This is a genomic window from Streptomyces sp. NBRC 109706 (genome assembly GCF_000974485.1).
Taxonomy (GTDB): Bacteria; Actinomycetota; Actinomycetes; order Streptomycetales; family Streptomycetaceae; genus Streptomyces.
This window is the reverse complement of the sequence record NZ_BBOM01000008.1, coordinates 150,003-166,372: the sequence shown is the minus strand read 5'-3', so window position 1 is coordinate 166,372 and position 16,370 is coordinate 150,003. Positions and strand designations below refer to the sequence as shown.

The following is a 16,370-nucleotide window of genomic DNA, read 5'->3' as shown; positions in this document are numbered from 1 at the left end:
TGCGGAACGGCCCTCTCTGCGCCGTCACGATCGACACTGGCCCACCGGGCGGCCGCCTCGCCACCGCGCCAACCTGTGGAATCCGTACAGCATCGCGGTGCGAACCTGCGAATTCTGCGAACGAAGCGAATGCTAAATTCGCAACCGGCTCCCGAGGATTCGCGAGAGGGGAGGTGTACGCCATGGCCCGACGAGCGGCGGGACCGAAGATCTACGCCCATGCGAGGCTGCGCCGGCTGCGCCGCGAGCACGGCATGAACCAGGTGGACATGGCGGGCGCCCTGGGCATCTCCACCAGCTACGCCAACCAACTGGAGCAGAGCCAGCGCCCGTTGACGGCCTCCGTGCTGCTGCGGATCGCCGAGGTCTTCGGCGTGGACGCCGCGTTCTTCTCCGGGGCGGACGAGGAGCGGCTCGCCGCCGACCTGCGGGACGCGCTGGCCGACGAGGCGTGCGGTGTTCCGCTGCCCGGCGGCGAGGAGATCGCCGAGGCCGCCCGGGACCACCCGGAGGTGGCCCGGGCCCTGGTCGCCCTGCACCGCCGCTACCGCGACGCGGCCGAGCAGGCCGCCGCCCTGGGCTCCCCCGGCGGGACGCCCCTGCCCCCGGCCGAGCCGCACGACGAGGTGCGGGACTTCTTCTACGCGCACCACAACCACTTCCCACCGCTGGACGCCGAGGCCGAACGGACCGCCGAGGCCCTGGGTCTCCGCGCGGGCAGGGCGGCCGACCCGCTCACGTCGCTCCTCGCGGAACGCCACCGCGTCCGCGTCGTCCGGGCCGCCCCCGGCCGCGCGGACGACGCCCGACGCTTCACGCCCGAGGCCGGGTTGCTGTTTCTCTCGCCCTGGCTCAGCGACGGCCAGCGTGCCTTCCAACTCGCCACCCAGCTGGCCCTGTTGGAACACGGGCCGGTCCTGGACCAACTCGCCGCCGGCGCCACGGGGCTGACCTCGCCCGAGTCGCTGGCGCTGGCCCGCATCGGCCTGGCGAACTACTTCGCCGGCGCGCTGCTGATGCCGTACGCGGCCTTCCACGCCGCCGCCGAGGAGGTGCGCTACGACATCGAGCTGCTTTCGGCGCGCTTCGGCGTCGGCTTCGAGACCGTCTGCCACCGGCTGAGCACCCTGCAGCGGACCGGGCGGCGGGGCGTGCCGTTCTCCTTCCTGCGGGTCGACCGGGCCGGCAATATCTCCAAGCGCCAGTCGGCGAGCGACTTCCACTTCTCCCGGCTCGGCGGCACCTGCCCGCTGTGGACGGTCTACGAGGCGTTCTCCGCGCCCGGCCGCATCCTCACCCAGGTCGCCGAGATGCCGGACGGCAAGCGGTACTTCTGGGTCGCGCGGACCATCACCCGGGGCGGCTTCGGGCACCACGCCCCGCGCGCCGAGTTCGCCGTCGCCCTGGGCTGCGAGCTGCGCCACGCGCACCGGCTCGTCTACGCCGAGGGCGTCGCCCTGGACGATCCGCGTGCCGCCACCCCGATCGGCCTCGGCTGCCGCATCTGCGAACGCCGGGACTGCGCCCAACGCGCCCGCCCACCGGCCGGCGGACGGTTGGCCATCGACCCGGACCGACGCACCTATGTGCCCTATCCGGTGGAACGCACCGACCGGTTCTGACGGGCCGCGCCATGGACGCCGCCGAGGCCGAACGGGCCGGCCCGGTCTCGCGGTTGGTCGAACGGCGCCCACCGCACTTCGGGCACGCCTGAAAGCACCGGGTCCACCCGTTTCTCCCGTCCGGGGAAATACGGATTCCAGGCGGCGCCTCTCAAGCCGGTTCCAGCGCGCCCAGGTTGTGTGGGGCGGCCAACAACCGCCCCACACATCCGAATTACGTCGGTTTAAGCCCGGAGGGCACCCCAGCCGAACCCCCGGACATGAAATAGGGGTTTCCACGGCGCGCGTGAGACATATTCAGCTGGTATACCTGGGGCGGTAAACGCCTGTGCCGCGGGGAAGCCGGTGAGAGTCCGGCACGGTCCCGCCACTGTGACTGGAGCATGACTCCAGGAGTCAGGTCGCCGCCCACAGGCATCACGACGAAGCCCACGAGGATGGAGCTGACGCGTCATGTCCACCCCCGCTGTCCTGTCACAGCATCCCGCCCGACATCGGCACGACCGGACACCCAGGTCCGCAGCGCGAGGTGCCAGGGGCTGAACCCCTTCACCATCACGGCTCCCGGCCGCGTTCCGCCGCCCGGGGCCACTCGTCGCATCACGCGGGTTCCCGCGTTCTCCCTCTTCGGAGGCTCTCCCCCGACATTCGCCCAACCCCCTGGGGCGCGCCGGCCTGCCGTGCCGACCGCCTCTGGGCCGCACCGGCGGAGCCACGGGGTGACGACCGCTGTGTCAGGGCGCGCTCGAACGCGCGCCCACGCGTCGGCCGACCGTAACGACGGTACGGGCGAGGACAGGACTTCATCATCATGAAACGCACCACCCCGGCGGATACGCCGCTGCTGGACATCTTTCATCTCTACGACACCACGCTGCGCGACGGCGCACAGCGCGAGGGAATCTCCTATTCCGTCGCGGACAAACTGGAGGCCGCCCGCCTCATCGACTCCCTCGGCGTGGGATTCATCGAGGCGGGATGGCCGGGCGCGATGCCCAAGGACACGGAGTTCTTCCGGTGCGCCGAACGGGAGTTGTCCCTGCGGCACGCCGCGCTCGTCGCCTTCGGCAGCACCAGAAAACCGGCGACACGGGTCGACCTGGACCCCCAGGTGCGTGCCCTTCTCGACTCGCGGGCGCCGGTCGTCACCCTCGTCGCCAAGTCGGACGCGCGGCACGTGGAACGGGCGCTGCGCACCGATGTGGCGGAGAACCGCGCGATGGTGGCGGACACGGTCCGGTTCCTCGTCGGCGAGGGCCGCCGGGTCTTCCTGGACGCCGAGCACTTCTTCGACGGCTACGCCCACGACCCCGACACCGCCCTGGGCGTCCTCGACAGCGCGGCGGGCGCCGGCGCCGAGGTGATGGTGCTGTGCGACACCAACGGCGGCCGGCTGCCCGACGCGCTGGGCGCCACCGTGGCCGAGGTCATCGCCCGCACGGGCCTGCGCGTGGGCATCCACTGCCAGGACGACACCGGCTGCGCCGTCGCCAACACCCTCGCCGCCGTACGGGCCGGCGCCTCCCATGTGCAGTGCACGGCCAACGGGTACGGGGAGCGCGCCGGCAACGCGGACCTCTTCGCGGTGATCGGGAACCTCGCCACCAAGCTGGGGATGCCGGTGCTGCCCGAGGGCCGGTTGTCCGAACTCTCCCGCGTCGCACGGGCGTTGGCGGCGCTGGCCGATCTGCCGGAGGACCCGCACCAGCCCTATGTGGGACGGTCGGCGTTCGCCCACAAGGCGGGGCTGCACGCCAGCGCCGTCAAGGTCGATCCGGCGCTCTACAACCATCTGGATCCGGTGGCGGTCGGCAACGAGACGCGCGTCCTGGTCTCCGAGATGTCGGGGCGGGCGAGCCTGGAGCTGAAGGCCCTGGAGCTGGGCGTGGATCTGGCCGGCGCGCCGGAGGCGCTGACCCGGGCGGTGCGGAGCGTGAAGTCGCTGGAGGCGGAGGGCTGGTCCTTCGAGGCGGCCGACGCCTCCCTGGCGCTGCTGCTGCGCCGGGAGTTGGCGGCGGAGGGGCACCGGGCACCGGAACCGTTCCTCGTCGTCTCCCACCGGGTGGTCTCGGAGCGCGGGGACGACGGCGCCGTGGTGTCGGAGGCGACGGTGCGGCTGAGCGTCGACGGCGGTCCGGTCACCGCCTCGGCGCGGGCCGAGGGACCGGTAGAGGCCCTGGACCTGGCGCTGCGCGCCGCGCTGCGGCCGCACCTCCCCTGGATCGAAGGACTGGAGCCGACCCGCTACACGGTCCGGGTGCTGCGAGACGTCTCGGGCACCGGCTCCCGGACCCGCGTGCTGGCGACCAGCAGCCGGGGAGCGGAGGAGTGGACGACGGTCGGCGTGCACGCCAGCCTCGTCGAGGCCGCACTGCTGGCGCTCGGCGACGCCCTGGCGTTCGGCGCGTCGAGGAGCACCCCGACGGAAGCGCCCGCATCCCCCGCGGCGCCGCCCGTCCCGGTGACCGCCGACACGGGAGCGCCGCGCTAGATGCGCGGTCCCGACGGTGCGACCGCCCGGGCCGGAAGGGCCCGGGCGGTCCGCTCAGCGCTCTGTCTCGATCAGGTCGAGTGCCGCACCGACGACGCTGTCCGTGTCGATCCCGTGGTGCCGGTACACCTCGTCGATCGAGCCGGACTGACCGAAGTCGGTGACCCCCAGGGAAACGAGGGGAACGCGCCGGACGGTGGCGAGAAAGGCCAGGGTGTGGGGATGCCCGTCGACCAGGGTCACCATCGGGGCGGCCCGGTGAGCGGGAAGGAGCCGGTCCAGAATCCAGTCCTCGGCGCGGTCCAGACCGCTGCGGCCCCGCGTGGCGCGGAAGAGCAGGTCGGCGCTGGTCACGCACACGACGTCCGCGTCGTGGCCGAGATCGGCCAGCCGCTCCCCGGCCTGGATCGCCTCCGTCACCAGCGCGCCCATCGCCACCAGGGTGACGGCCGGGCGGCCCGCGTGCCGCAGCACGTATCCGCCGGCGGTCGCCTGACGGCGGCGCCGCTCCCGCGCGGCCGGGTCGGTGGGCACGGCCGCCAGGGACTGGTCGACCGGGCGGGTGGACAGTCGCAGGTAGGCCGACTCCCCGCCCGGCCTGCCGAGCCGGGAGAGCGCCGCCCGCAGGCACCACTCGGTGTCGATGGCGAACGCCGGCTCGTAGCTGACGCAGCCGGGTTGCTCGATGCCGAGCGAGGGGGTGGTGATCGACTGGTGGGCGCCGCCCTCGGGGGCCAGCGACACGCCGGACGGAGTGCCGACCAGGATCGACTGGCCGCCGGCGTAGATGCCGAAGGACCACGGCTCCAACGCCCGGTTGACGAACGGGTCGTAGAGCACACCGATGGGAAACAACGGTCGACCCCAACGGCTCCAGGTGGCACCCAGCTCACCGAGCAGGCCGACGAGGTTGGTCTCGGCGATGCCCAACTCGACGTGCTGCCCGGCGGGGCTCTCCCGCCAGTGCAGCAGTGTCTCCCGATCGTCGGTGAACCAGTCGCGGCGGTCCGTGGGCGACCACACCCCGACCTTGTTGAGCCAACCTCCCAGATTGGTGGAGGAAGTGACATCCGGGCTCGCCGTGACGATGCGCCGTGCGACCTCGGGAGCGCTGCGCGTGAGTTCCAACAGCGCTCTTCCGAGGGCCTGTTGCGTGTTGCCGAGCCCGGTCGGCGCGGTTCGTCCGCTGTCCGGCGGCACGGTCGGCGGAGCCACCGGGGGGAAGGCGGGCCGGCGCAGCCGTTCCGCCGTCGCCGCGCACAGCCGCGCCTCAGGCGTCCCCTCGGGGAAAGGGGCCCAGGGGTCGTCGAGGTCCGTCCCCAGGTCCTGGGCCAGCTGCTTCATCTGCTCGGCGGTCAACAAGCCGGAGTGGTTCTGTGGATGGCCTTCGACGGGGAGCCCGTAGCCCTTGACCGTATAGGCCAGGATCACGGTCGGCCGGGTGTCGTCCACGGCCCGGAACGCGCGCAGCAGCGAGGCCATGTCATGGCCACCGAGATCACGCACGGCCCGGAGCAGCGTCGCATCGTCCAGTTCGTCCACCAGGCGGGCCAGTCCCCGGGGATCCGCTCCCGCGTCCTCCTGCCCGGCGCCGCCATCGCTCCCGTCCCCGGCGGGCAGCCGGTGCCGCAGCTCCTCGGCCGGGCAGCGCAGCAGGCGCTGATACTCGGCGTTGCCCATGCCGTCCAGGCGCGCCCGCAGCGCGGCCCCACCGGGCCGACCGAACAACTCCGCCAGCAGGCTGCCGTACTTGAGGGTCAGCACCTGCCAACCGGCGGCGGCGAACATCCCCTCCAGGCTGGCCGGGGTCGAGCCCGGCACCACCCGGTCCAGCGACTGACGGTTGAGATCCACCACCCAGACGACCTCGCCCAGCCCGGCCACCAACGGGTCGCGCAGCGCCTCCCAAACAGCGCCCTCGTCCAACTCCGCGTCGCCCAGCAGGGAATACTGCCGCCCGCCGGGGGCCGGCTCGCCGAACCGGTCCCGCACCAGGCGGTGGGCGAGCGCCCCCCACAGCGGCGCGGTGGCGCCGATGCCCACCGAACCCGTCGAGTAGTCCACGGTGTCGGGGTCCTTGGTGCGGCTGGGATAGCTCTGGAGCCCGCCGAACGCCCGCAGTGTCGTCAGCCGCTCCGCCGGGAGTTCGCCGAGCAGGTAGTTCACCGCGTGCAACACCGGGGAGGCGTGGGGCTTGACCGAAACCCGGTCCTGGGCGGTCAACTGACCGAACCAGAGGGCCGTCAGCAGGGACGTCATCGACGCGCTGGACGCCTGGTGCCCACCGACCTTGAGGCCGGACGGGTTGCTCCTGACCCGGTTGGCGTGGTCGACGATCGCCGTCGAAAGCCACCTGACGCGGCGCTCGACCGAGTCGAGCAACCGCGGCGTGAGCCCCGTGGTGTCCCCGCCCCCGCTCGTGTCCCACCGTTCGGACAACGTCATCCCGCGCGCCTCCCGCGATCATCGTGCGATGTGTCTTCGCGCAGCAACGTGACAGGTGCGACGGAACCCGCGCAATCGGCGCCCCCGCCACTTACCAGAGTGCTCAGCTCCCCCCGGAGAAGCGGCAGTTCCCATGAGCAATGTGAGCAATGTGAGCAAGGAACGACACCTCGACGCCACCGACGCCCGCATCCTCAGGGCCCTCAACCACGAGCCCAGGGCGACGGTGCTGGCCCTCGCCCAACGCCTCGGACTCTCGCGCAACACCGTCCAGGCCCGCATGACCAGACTCGAACGCGAGGGAGTGCTCCGGCCGTTCGAATGCCGCATCGACCCCGCCGCCCTGGGCTACCCGCTGACGGCCTTTGTCACGGCGGAGGTCGAGCAACGCCGACTGACCGAGGTGGGTGTGGCCCTCACCAGGATCACGGAGGTCACCGAGATCATCGGGCTCAGCGGCGACATGGACCTCCTCATCCGTGTCATCGCCTCCGACGCCGAGGACCTCTACCGGGTGGCGGGCCACATCCTGGCGTGCCCGGGGGTGCTCCGCACCCGCACCTCGCTCGCCATGCGCGAGCTGCTCCCCCTGCGCCTCACCCAGGTCCTGGACGTGCTCGCCGACGACGGACGCCATTAGAACGACGCGACGCCGGGCTCGCGTTGAGGAGACGCGGAGACACGGCGCGGTGCGCCGGCCGGCCGGCACCAAAAGGCGACGCGCGGGACGGGCGTTCCGTCGCGGACGAGGCCAGCCGTCGGACCCCTTCAGCCGGCCGAGCGGGACGGTCCGGGGAAGAGCGTCGCGGTTCCCGTGACGGACAGCCCGGTCCGGTCCCCGACTTCGGTTCGACGAACGACAGTTGCTCGGGGCGCAGCAGGACGGAGCCCGTTCCCTCGGCGGCCGGCGCCTGATGCAGCGGAACCCGGCCCAGCGGCGTGGTCGACCTCACCTATGCGGCGGGGTTCGTGGGCAGGAGCCGGGCGAGCCAGTCGGTGCGGGTTCGGCGGGCCGCGGCCGAGATGTGTGCCTGCGGGTACAGGGCGTCGAATCCGTGGAAGCCTCCTGCCCAGACGTGGAGTTCGGCCTGGCCGCCGGCCGCCCAGATGCGGGTGGCGTAGTCGGTGTCCTCGTCGCGGAAGACCTCGGCGGAGCCGGTGTCGATGTAGGTGGTCGGCAGGCCAGCGAGGTCGTCGGCAAGGGCGGGTGAGACGTATGCGGGTACCTCGTCGTCGGCGAGGTCGCCGAGGAGGCAGCGCCATCCGAATCCGTTCATCTCGCGGGTCCAGACGCCGGGCCCGTTCGAGTACTGGAGACTGGAGACGGTGGTGTTGCGGTGGTCGAGCATGGGGCCTATCAGGACTTGGGCGGCGATCGTCGGGGTGCCGAGGTCGCGGGCCAGCAGGGTGACGCCGGCGGCGAGGCCGCCGCCCGCGCTGGCGCCCGCGACGATGATCCGGGCGGGGTCGATGCCCAGTTCGGCAGCGTGGTCGGCGATCCAGAGCAGCCCTTGGTAGCAGTCGTTGACCGGGACGGCGCCGGTGGACTCGGGCGCGAGCCGGTAGTCGACGGAGACCACGACGGCGCCGAACTCGTCGAGCCACTCCAGCGGGATGTCGATCTGTGAGAAGCGGTCGCCCATGACCATCCCGCCGCCGTGCATCCAGTAGACGCAGGGTGCGGCAGCGGTGCGATCGCTGTTCGCTGGGCTGAAGACGGACAAGGGGGTCGGGGTGCCGTCCGGACCCGCGACGGTGACCTCGCGCCGGTCGATAGCGCGACCTTCGAGGAGGGGTTCGACGGGCATCGAGGAGAAGGGGCGTACCTGCGCCAGCACTTCCGGGCTGAGCTGGGACATCAGCGGCATATCGGCCAGGAGTTCCCGCAGCTCGGGGTCGACGGAGGGGCGTGCTGTGGTCATGGTCGTTGCCTCTCGTGAGTGGCGGTGGGACAGTCGGGCGAAACAGGGGTGTGGAGCGCGGGTGTTCGGCGGGTCAGAGGGCGGATTTGCCGCGAACCGGAACGTGGTCGGTGTACTCGGGGTCCTTGGCGAGCAGCGGGGCGATCCGCGCCGTGATGGCCCGGGCGTCCTCGCTGGCGAAGACGCGGTGGTGGTCCTCCTCGCTGGTCCAGCCCTCGGCGACGTGGACGACGTCGAGGTCGGACGCGGAGCGGGAGACGAGGTAGACGAGGCAGTACTCGCTCGCGCCGGGGCTGCCCTCGTCCAGTCCGGTCAACAGCAGGTCGACGAGCTGGTCGCCCATACCGGGCCTGGCGGTCAGGGTGGCACCGAAGCCGTAGTTGGCAATCATGGATCCCTCTCATCCTCCTCAGTGATGGAGTGCGGTGGTTCCATTCAAGCTGGTTGAACTGCGGAAACGTTAGACCGATACTCGTTCGAACTTGCACGATCCTCGCGACTTTGGGAACCGCAGCGCGGAATGGTGCTGCAATGGACTGATGTGCCTCAAAGAACTCCGCACCCTGCTGGCCCGCCATGCGCGGCCCGACTGGACCACCGCCGTCGACGGCGTCCTCATCTCCAAGGTCGACCGCCCTGATCCGCCGGCGCCTTCGATGTCCGGCACACTCCTGGCGGTCATCGCCCAGGGCGCCAAACGCCTCGCCCTCGGGGAGAGGGTGTTCGAGTACGGACCCGGGCAGTACCTGGTCGCCTCCGTCGACCTGCCTGTCACAGGGCAGTTCACCCAGGCCGACCCCAAGCAGCCGGCGCTGGGGTTCGGTCTCCTCCTGGAACCGTCCGCCGTTGCCGAGCTGCTGCTTGAGGCCGGGCCAGGAGGCGCCCCCCGGAGCAGCGGGGGCGCGCCGTCGGGGATCGCCGTCAGTGATGCCCCGGCCGCGCTGCTGGACGCGGTGGTCAGGCTGTTGCGCCTGCTCGACGAACCCCGCGACCGGGCCGTACTGGCCCCGCTGGTCAAGCGCGAGATCCTGTGGCGCCTGATCACCGGCGAGCAGGGCGCGACGATCCGCCAGCTCGGCCTGGCCGACAGCAGCCTCAGCCACATCTCGCGGGCCGTGCGCTGGATCCGCGAGCACTACGCACAGCCCTTCCGCGTCGAGGACGTGGCGCGGCAGACCGGCATGGGCGTCTCCGCCTTCTACCGCAACTTCCAAGCGGTGACCGCGATGAGCCCCATCCAATTCCAGAAGCAGATCCGGCTCCAGGAGGCCCGGCTGCTGCTCGCCACCCACCCCGGAGACGTCACCGGAGTCGGCCACCGCGTCGGCTACGACAACCCGTCGCAGTTCAGCCGGGAGTACCGCCGCCAGTTCGGCGCGCCCCCCAGCCAGGACGCCGCCCGCCTGCGTCAGGCCGTGCGTGCACCGGCAGGTCTCCTGCCCTGAGCCGGGTGGGATCTACTGGAGGATCGTGCAAGGAATCGCGAGGATAGCTCTACTGTCTCCGCAGGTCAGAACGCTTCAATGGGATCACCGGTTCTCCCGTGGAGCAGGAAAATGCCTGCCCACCCGTATGGATCCCACCACGTCGCAAAGGGGCACAATATGAAGACCGTTCTGATCACTGGCACCTCATCCGGGTACGGGCGGGAGACCGCCCTCTACTTCCACTCGCAGGGGTGGAACGTCATCGCCACGATGCGGACGCCGCGTCCAGGGGTTCTTCCCGAGTCGGACCGGCTCCGCGTCATCGAGCTCGACGTGACCAGGCCCGAGAGCATCACCGCCGCCTTCGAGGCCGAAAGCCCCATCGATGTCCTGGTCAACAACGCGGGCGTGCCCTCGATCAGCGTGTTCGAGGGCACCCCCATGGCCCGAGTGCGGGAGGTCTTCGAGACCAACACGTTCGGCGTGATGGCGATGACGCAGGCGGTGCTGCCCCAGTTCCGCGAACGTGGCTCCGGCGTGGTGGTCAACGTGACCTCCAGCGTGGTGCTGGGGCACATGCCGCTCTCGGCCGTCTACAAGGCGAGCAAGATGGCCATCGAGGGGTTCACCGCATCCCTGGCACTCGAGCTCCTGCCGTTCGGTGTGCGGGCAAAGACGGTCCAGCCGGGCGCCTGCCTGACGACGAACTTCGCCGCCAACGCGACGAAGGGCACCTCGCTGGACGAGCTGGTCCCGGCGCCCTACGCGCCATGGGCGAAGAAGGCCATGGGCGACTTCACGGGACAGGACCTCTTCACCAAGGAGAGCGACGTCGCCGAAACAGTGTGGCGAGCCGCGCACGACACGACCGGCCAGCTGCGATTCCCCGCCGGCCCCGACGCGGTCTCGCTCTCCCAGGCGAAGTGATCGGCCAGCAGGCAAGGTCACGCCGCACTGGCACAAGGAGCCGGCCCCGCGCCCACGCACCGGGCCGGCTCGCCGTCAGGCGCTCACCCCGGTGAACGGGAATCTGACCAACGACGAGAAGCCGGACCGGTTCGCCCTGGGCCACGGTCACCGCCGGGCGCCTCGGTCACAGGGGCGGGCGCGGGGATCCCTCCGCCCCGCTGACGCCGTCGCCGAGGGGGTCGACCGTTTCGCCATCGCGGGCGCGATCCGCCCCGGCATGGAGGGAGTTGCCGACGGTCCGCTCGATTGGTGTCAGCAGCAGAGCGCGCGGCGGGGGGAGTTGCCGCTCGGCGGCCGGGGGTGGGGATCGCCGGTAAAATGATCTTGGGCCGCGCCCAAGAGCGCGCGTCTCCTTTCTCCTCGGAATCCGGGGAGGTTTGGTGAGATCACGCTGAGCTGATCAGCCGACACTGTCGCGTGACTCTTTGTCTTTCTGTTGGATGAAGATGACGTATCGGTCGGTGAAGATATTCGAAGGAAAATCGGCGGCGTTCTCCTCTTCGGCCGTATGCCCTTCCGTTTCGATCACGGATAGCCAGGGCCGGGAAACGGAGAGGAGTGACCGGACGGCGCGCCCTCGCCTTATGCGGCCGCGCGTGGGGACACCCGCCTCTAGCGTTCCGGGAGTCGGGACCAGAAGTGGTCGACGATGTTCTCCAGATAGCGCTCTCCGGCTTCGCCGGCCGTGGGGCCGGCTCGACTGAGGGTGGCGGCGGCGAGGTTCTGGTACTCCTGGTGCATCGTGCGCAGGGGGTCCCGCAGCGTTCGCCGGTCCAGGGAGACCAGCTTGGCGATGGCGCCGATATGCGCCTGCCAGCGGCTGGACACGGCCTCGGCGAGCAGGTGGGCGAGTTCCTCCTCATAGCCGGTGGCGGCGATGAGGTCCCTCGGGGAGAGCTCCAGGACCCGGCCGAGGACGGCGGCCTGTGTCTGGTCGCCGGTCCATTGGCCGCTCTCCTCCATGGCGCGGTAGTCATCGAGTTTGAGGCCGAGGAGCCGGGCGAGGTCCGCGGCGGCGACGCCACGGGCCAGGCGGTGTTCGAGCAACGTCCGGGGACGGCCCATGAGATCCCTGGGGGCGCACCACAGGGCGGCCGCCAGGGCGGTGAGTTCGTGGGCGGTGGGCCAGGCGGTGCCGCGCTCCCATGCGGCGATGTGGTGGGGGGTTATGTGGGGCGCGCCATGAGAGGCCCGCATGCTGTACGCGATGTGATCCGGAGTCATTCCGAGCGTCTCACGCAAGGTGCGGGCGGCGCGTGCGTTGAATGGGTGCGGTGGCTGCACGCGCAGAGAGTAGGGGGCTTACCGGTCGTAACTCCATAGCCGCTGTCGCGTGCGTCACCTTTAGCGAGCTATGTCGATGCCGATTCTTCATGAAGCGACCGGGGATGAGCGAGGTTGGCAACTACCTGACATCACCATGTAATTGGCAATTCAGCCGGGCCGCGTATGATCCGCTCGCATGGTGCCGAGCCACTCGCGTAACGACCGTCACACGCGACGGAACACGACGCACCAATCCCGCTCACATTTGTAGTCCCAGGAGACTCCGCCATGCACACCAGTCCGGCCCGCCCCGGCCGTCCGGTTCACGCCCCACCCCCCAGAACGGGCGGTCCGCTGGACCGCTACTTTCGCATCAGCGAACGTGGCTCCACCTATGCCCGGGAGATACGCGGCGGGTTCGCCACGTTCTTCACCATGGCTTATATTCTCGTGCTCAACCCGATCATCCTGGGGAGCGCCGAGGACAAGTTCGGCGAGCAACTGAGTATTCCCCAACTGGCCACCGCCACCGCCCTGGTGGCGGCGGTCATGACGTTGATCATGGGCGTGGGCGGCAACCTGCCGCTCGCCCTGGCCGCGGGCCTCGGCATCAACGTGATCGTCGCCGTGCAGATCGCGCCCCTGATGAGCTGGGAAGACGCGATGGGCCTCATCGTGCTTGAGGGCCTGCTCATCTCCCTGCTGGTCATGACCGGTCTGCGCGAGGCCGTCATGCACGCCATTCCACAACCGCTCAAACAGGCCATCAGCGTCGGAATCGGCCTGTTCATCGCCTTCATCGGCTTCGTGGACGCGGGGTTCGTCACCCGCATCCCCGACGTCGCGAACACCACCGTGCCCGTCCAGTTGGGCAGCGGCACCCTCACCGGCTGGCCGATAGCCATCTTCTGCCTCGGCCTGCTCCTGACGCTGGTCCTCCTGGCCCGCAAGATCAAGGGCGCCATCCTCATCAGCATCGCCCTGATGACCCTCCTCGCCATCGTCGTCAACGAGATCGCCGACATCGAGTCCTGGGGCCTGACCTCCCCCTCCCTCCCCGACGAGATCGTCGCCGCTCCCGACTTCGGCCTGCTGGGCAACTTCGACCTGCTCGGCTCGTTCGAGCAGATCAGCGTCCTGACCGTCGTGCTGCTCGTCTTCACCCTGATCCTGTCCGACTTCTTCGACACCATGGGCACCGTCGTCGGCGTCACGGCGGAGGCCGGGCTGCTGGACGAACGCGGGCAGGTCCCCGGGCTCGGCCGCGTCCTGCTGATCGACGGCGCGGCCGCGGTCGCCGGTGGCGCGTCCTCGTCCTCGTCCGCCACCACCTATATCGAATCCGCCGCCGGCGTCGGCGAGGGCGCCCGCACCGGTTTCGCCAACCTCATCACCGGCGGCATGTTCGCCGTCGCCCTCTTCCTCACGCCCCTGCTGACCATCGTTCCCCTCCAGGCCGCGTCCCCGGCCCTGGTCGCGGTCGGATTCCTGATGATGACCCAGGTCAGGCACATCGACTGGGAACGTTACGACCTCGCCATCCCGGCCTTTGTGACCATCGTCGTGATGCCCTTCACCTACTCCATCACCAACGGCATCGGCGCCGGCTTCGTCTCCTACGTGATCATCAAGGCGTGCATGGGCAAGGCCCGCGAGGTCCACTGGTTGCTGTGGGGCACCGCGGCGCTCTTCCTGGTCTACTTCGCCATCGACCCCGTCGAGCAGCTCCTCGGCGTCAAGTGAACGTCGCAACCCCCGCCTGACCGGAGCGCGTTGACGGTCCCCGGCCAGAACGGGGACCGGGCGGGCGGGACGGCCGACTACGTCGGCCGTCCCGCCCGCCCGGGGCCTCGGTCACGGTCACGGTCCCGCCGGGCAGCGGCGGGGGCGCCGCCTCGGCAGGGGTGAAGGCTTCCCCCCTCAGTTCGGGCTCGTTGTGCTGAGGGTGGCGATCTCCTCTTCGGTGAGGGTGAGTTCGGTGGCCTTCGCCGAGTCCTCGATGCTGGCGGGCCGGGAGGCGCCGGGGATGGGGATGACCGTGGGAGCCAGCGCCAACTGCCAGGCGAGGCAGACCTGTTGTGGGCTGACGCCGTGCGCGGTGGCGATCCGTGCGAACGGGGTGAAGCGCTCGCCGAGCGCGCCGGCGCGGCCGATGCCGCCGAGCGGGCTCCACGGCAGGAACGCGATGCCGAGTTCCGCGCACAGCTCCAACTCCGGCTCGCTGGAACGGAACGCCGGCGAGAACTGGTTCTGCACCGAGGCCAGCCGCCCGCCCAGGATGTCATGGGCCTCGCGGATCTGGCCGGGATCGGCGTTGGAGATGCCGGCCAGGCGGATCACGCCCTCGTCGAGGAGGTCGGCGAGCGCCCCGACGCTGTCCGCGTAGGGCACCTCGGGGTCCGGGCGGTGGTGCTGGTAGAGGCCGATGGCCTCGACGCCGAGCCGGACGGCCGAGTCCTTCGCCGCCCGCTTGATGTGTTCGGGCCGGCCGTTGACGATCCAGGTCCCGTCGCCGGTCCGCAGATGGCCGCCCTTGGTGGCGACGAGCACCGCGTCGCTGTCGCCGCCCCACTCCCCCAGGGCCCTGGCGACAAGCGTCTCGTTGTGTCCGGTCTCGTCGTGGCCGACGATGTCGGCGCCGAGGTGGTACGCGTTCGCGGTGTCGATCAGCGTCACTCCGGCGTCGAGCGCGGCGTGGACGGTGCGGACCGAACGCGTCTCGTCGTCGGGGCGGCCCTCGACGGACATCGGCATCCCGCCGAGACCGATCGCGCTGACCTGGACATCGCCGATGGTTCGCTGAGGCAACGACATGGGTGCGGCTTCCTGTTCTTCCTGTTCGACGTCGCGCGGGCCGCCCCCACGGCACTGCTCCGGCGGGCCGGCCCGGGATGTTTTCGAGCCTACCGCTGCCCGGCGGCCGGCCCCCGAGTCCGGAAAGTTCCCGGGGGACCCTCCCGGGAAGAGGCGGCGCGGTGGTTTCGTTGAGGACGTTCGGGCATCCCGCCGCGGATGCCGTGTTCCCGCTCACCACCGCAAAGGACCCCGATGCCACTCGTCCCCGCTTACACCGCGACCTCCGAGACCGGCCCGCTCGCCCCCGGCGTGATCTCCCGGCGGGAGGTCGGCCCGAAGGATGTGCTCATCGAGATCGCCTGGGCCGGGATCTGTCACTCCGACATCCACACCGTCCGGGGCGAATGGGGCCCGGTGCCGTTTCCGCTCACGGTCGGGCACGAGATCGCGGGCTTCGTCACCGAGGTCGGCCCCGAGGTCACCCGCCACCGGGTGGGCGACCGGGTCGGCGTCGGCGTCATGGTCAACTCCTGTCGCACCTGCGCCAACTGCCGCGCCGGATTCGAGCAGTACTGCCTCGACGGGTTCACCGACACCTACGGCGGCACCGACGCCGACGGATCCGTCACCCAGGGCGGCTACTCCAGCCATATCGTGGTCGACGAGCACTTTGTGCTGCGCATACCGGAAGCGATCCCGTTCGAGAGCGCGGCGCCGCTGCTGTGCGCCGGTATCACCACCTACTCGCCGCTGCGGCGCTGGAACGCCGGCCCGGGCAAGAAGGTCGCCGTCGTCGGCCTCGGCGGTCTCGGTCATATGGCGGTCAAGCTCGCCCACGCCCTCGGCGCGGAGGTCACCGTCCTCTCCCAGAGTCTTCGCAAGCGCGACGACGGGCTGCGGCTCGGCGCCGACCACTACTACGCGACCGACGATCCGGCGACGTTCAAGGAGCTGGCGAACACCTTCGACCTCATCGTCAACACCGTCAGCGCGCCGCTGGACCTGAACGCCTACCTCGGGCTGCTCGCCCTGCACGGCACGGTCGTCAACGTCGGCGCCCCGCCGGAGCCGGTGCCGGTGACCCTGTTCACGCTGTTCGAGAACCAGCGTTCCTTCTCCGGATCCAAGATCGGCGGCATCGCGGAGACCCAGGAGATGCTCGACTTCTGCGCCGAACACGGCATCGCCCCCGAGGTCGAGATCGTCCGCGCCGACCAGATCAACGAGGCCTGGGACCGGGTCCTGGCCTCCGACGTCCGCTACCGCGCCGTCATCGACATCTCCACCCTGACGCCCTGACGCCCTGACGCCCTGAACTCGCGTGCCGGGTGGGGGAGTTCGGGAGGCCCGGAGTCCCCCACCCGGCTCCGCCACGGGCGCCGACCTGTGATCGGTAGCGGTCGCGCCCCGGGCACCCTGCGTGCGGGGGGCG

At 70.7% G+C, this 16,370-nt stretch carries 12 protein-coding genes and 1 riboswitch; of the genes, 7 read left to right on the top strand and 5 right to left on the bottom strand.

The genetic code is table 11. The annotated features are described in order from the left end of the window. Positions 1-182: 182 nt before the first annotated feature. Together AOM46_RS17920 and cimA are read left to right on the top strand one after the other, a co-directional pair. Positions 183-1,622 carry a short-chain fatty acyl-CoA regulator family protein gene (locus AOM46_RS17920; protein ID WP_062213721.1) on the top strand — a complete coding sequence of 480 codons (1,440 nt, stop codon included), beginning with the start codon at positions 183-185 and terminating at the stop codon, positions 1,620-1,622. A 294-nt stretch (positions 1,623-1,916) separates the two neighbouring features. Continuing rightward, positions 1,917-2,050, top strand: a riboswitch (cobalamin riboswitch). Positions 2,051-2,433: 383 nt separating this feature from the next. Further along, positions 2,434-4,113 carry a citramalate synthase gene (cimA, locus tag AOM46_RS17915; protein ID WP_062213042.1) on the top strand — a complete coding sequence of 560 codons (1,680 nt, stop codon included), beginning with the start codon at positions 2,434-2,436 and terminating at the stop codon, positions 4,111-4,113. 54 nt (positions 4,114-4,167) lie between these two features. Here the strand turns inward: cimA and AOM46_RS17910 are convergent, their stop codons facing one another. Further along, positions 4,168-6,558: a pyruvate dehydrogenase gene (locus AOM46_RS17910; RefSeq protein WP_078856936.1), complete on the bottom strand. Its 2,391-nt coding sequence runs from the start codon at positions 6,556-6,558 to the stop codon at positions 4,168-4,170. Between the two features lie 133 nt (positions 6,559-6,691). Between AOM46_RS17910 and AOM46_RS17905 the strand changes: the two genes are divergently transcribed. Continuing rightward, a complete protein-coding gene (locus tag AOM46_RS17905) occupies positions 6,692-7,198 on the top strand; it encodes an Lrp/AsnC family transcriptional regulator (RefSeq protein WP_062213040.1) in 507 nt (168 codons plus the stop codon). Positions 7,199-7,511: 313 nt separating this feature from the next. Here the strand turns inward: AOM46_RS17905 and AOM46_RS17900 are convergent, their stop codons facing one another. Both AOM46_RS17900 and AOM46_RS17895 read right to left on the bottom strand, forming a co-directional pair. Further along, positions 7,512-8,480 carry an alpha/beta hydrolase gene (locus AOM46_RS17900; RefSeq protein WP_062213037.1) on the bottom strand — a complete coding sequence of 323 codons (969 nt, stop codon included), beginning with the start codon at positions 8,478-8,480 and terminating at the stop codon, positions 7,512-7,514. 73 nt (positions 8,481-8,553) lie between these two features. Further along, positions 8,554-8,871: a putative quinol monooxygenase gene (locus tag AOM46_RS17895; protein ID WP_062213035.1), complete on the bottom strand. Its 318-nt coding sequence runs from the start codon at positions 8,869-8,871 to the stop codon at positions 8,554-8,556. 148 nt (positions 8,872-9,019) lie between these two features. Here AOM46_RS17895 and AOM46_RS17890 point away from each other — a divergent pair, with 148 nt between their 5' ends. Together AOM46_RS17890 and AOM46_RS17885 are read left to right on the top strand one after the other, a co-directional pair. Then, entirely contained in the window at positions 9,020-9,925 is a 906-nt protein-coding gene (locus AOM46_RS17890) for an AraC family transcriptional regulator (protein WP_062213032.1), read from the top strand. 159 nt (positions 9,926-10,084) lie between these two features. Then, a complete protein-coding gene (locus tag AOM46_RS17885) occupies positions 10,085-10,834 on the top strand; it encodes an SDR family oxidoreductase (RefSeq protein ID WP_062213029.1) in 750 nt (249 codons plus the stop codon). A 654-nt stretch (positions 10,835-11,488) separates the two neighbouring features. Here the strand turns inward: AOM46_RS17885 and AOM46_RS17880 are convergent. Continuing rightward, positions 11,489-12,100, bottom strand: a complete 612-nt coding sequence (locus tag AOM46_RS17880) for a transcriptional regulator (protein WP_078856935.1) — start codon at positions 12,098-12,100, stop codon at positions 11,489-11,491. Positions 12,101-12,430: 330 nt separating this feature from the next. On the opposite strand from AOM46_RS17880, the gene AOM46_RS17875 reads away from it, so the two are divergent. Further along, positions 12,431-13,885: an NCS2 family permease gene (locus AOM46_RS17875; protein ID WP_062213022.1), complete on the top strand. Its 1,455-nt coding sequence runs from the start codon at positions 12,431-12,433 to the stop codon at positions 13,883-13,885. Positions 13,886-14,062: 177 nt separating this feature from the next. Here AOM46_RS17875 and AOM46_RS17870 read toward each other — a convergent pair whose 3' ends face one another. Continuing rightward, positions 14,063-14,950 carry an aldo/keto reductase gene (locus AOM46_RS17870; protein WP_107080116.1) on the bottom strand — a complete coding sequence of 296 codons (888 nt, stop codon included), beginning with the start codon at positions 14,948-14,950 and terminating at the stop codon, positions 14,063-14,065. Positions 14,951-15,190: 240 nt separating this feature from the next. Between AOM46_RS17870 and AOM46_RS17865 the strand changes: the two genes are divergently transcribed. Beyond that, a complete protein-coding gene (locus AOM46_RS17865; protein ID WP_062213016.1) occupies positions 15,191-16,237 on the top strand; it encodes an NAD(P)-dependent alcohol dehydrogenase in 1,047 nt (348 codons plus the stop codon). Positions 16,238-16,370 lie beyond the last annotated feature (133 nt).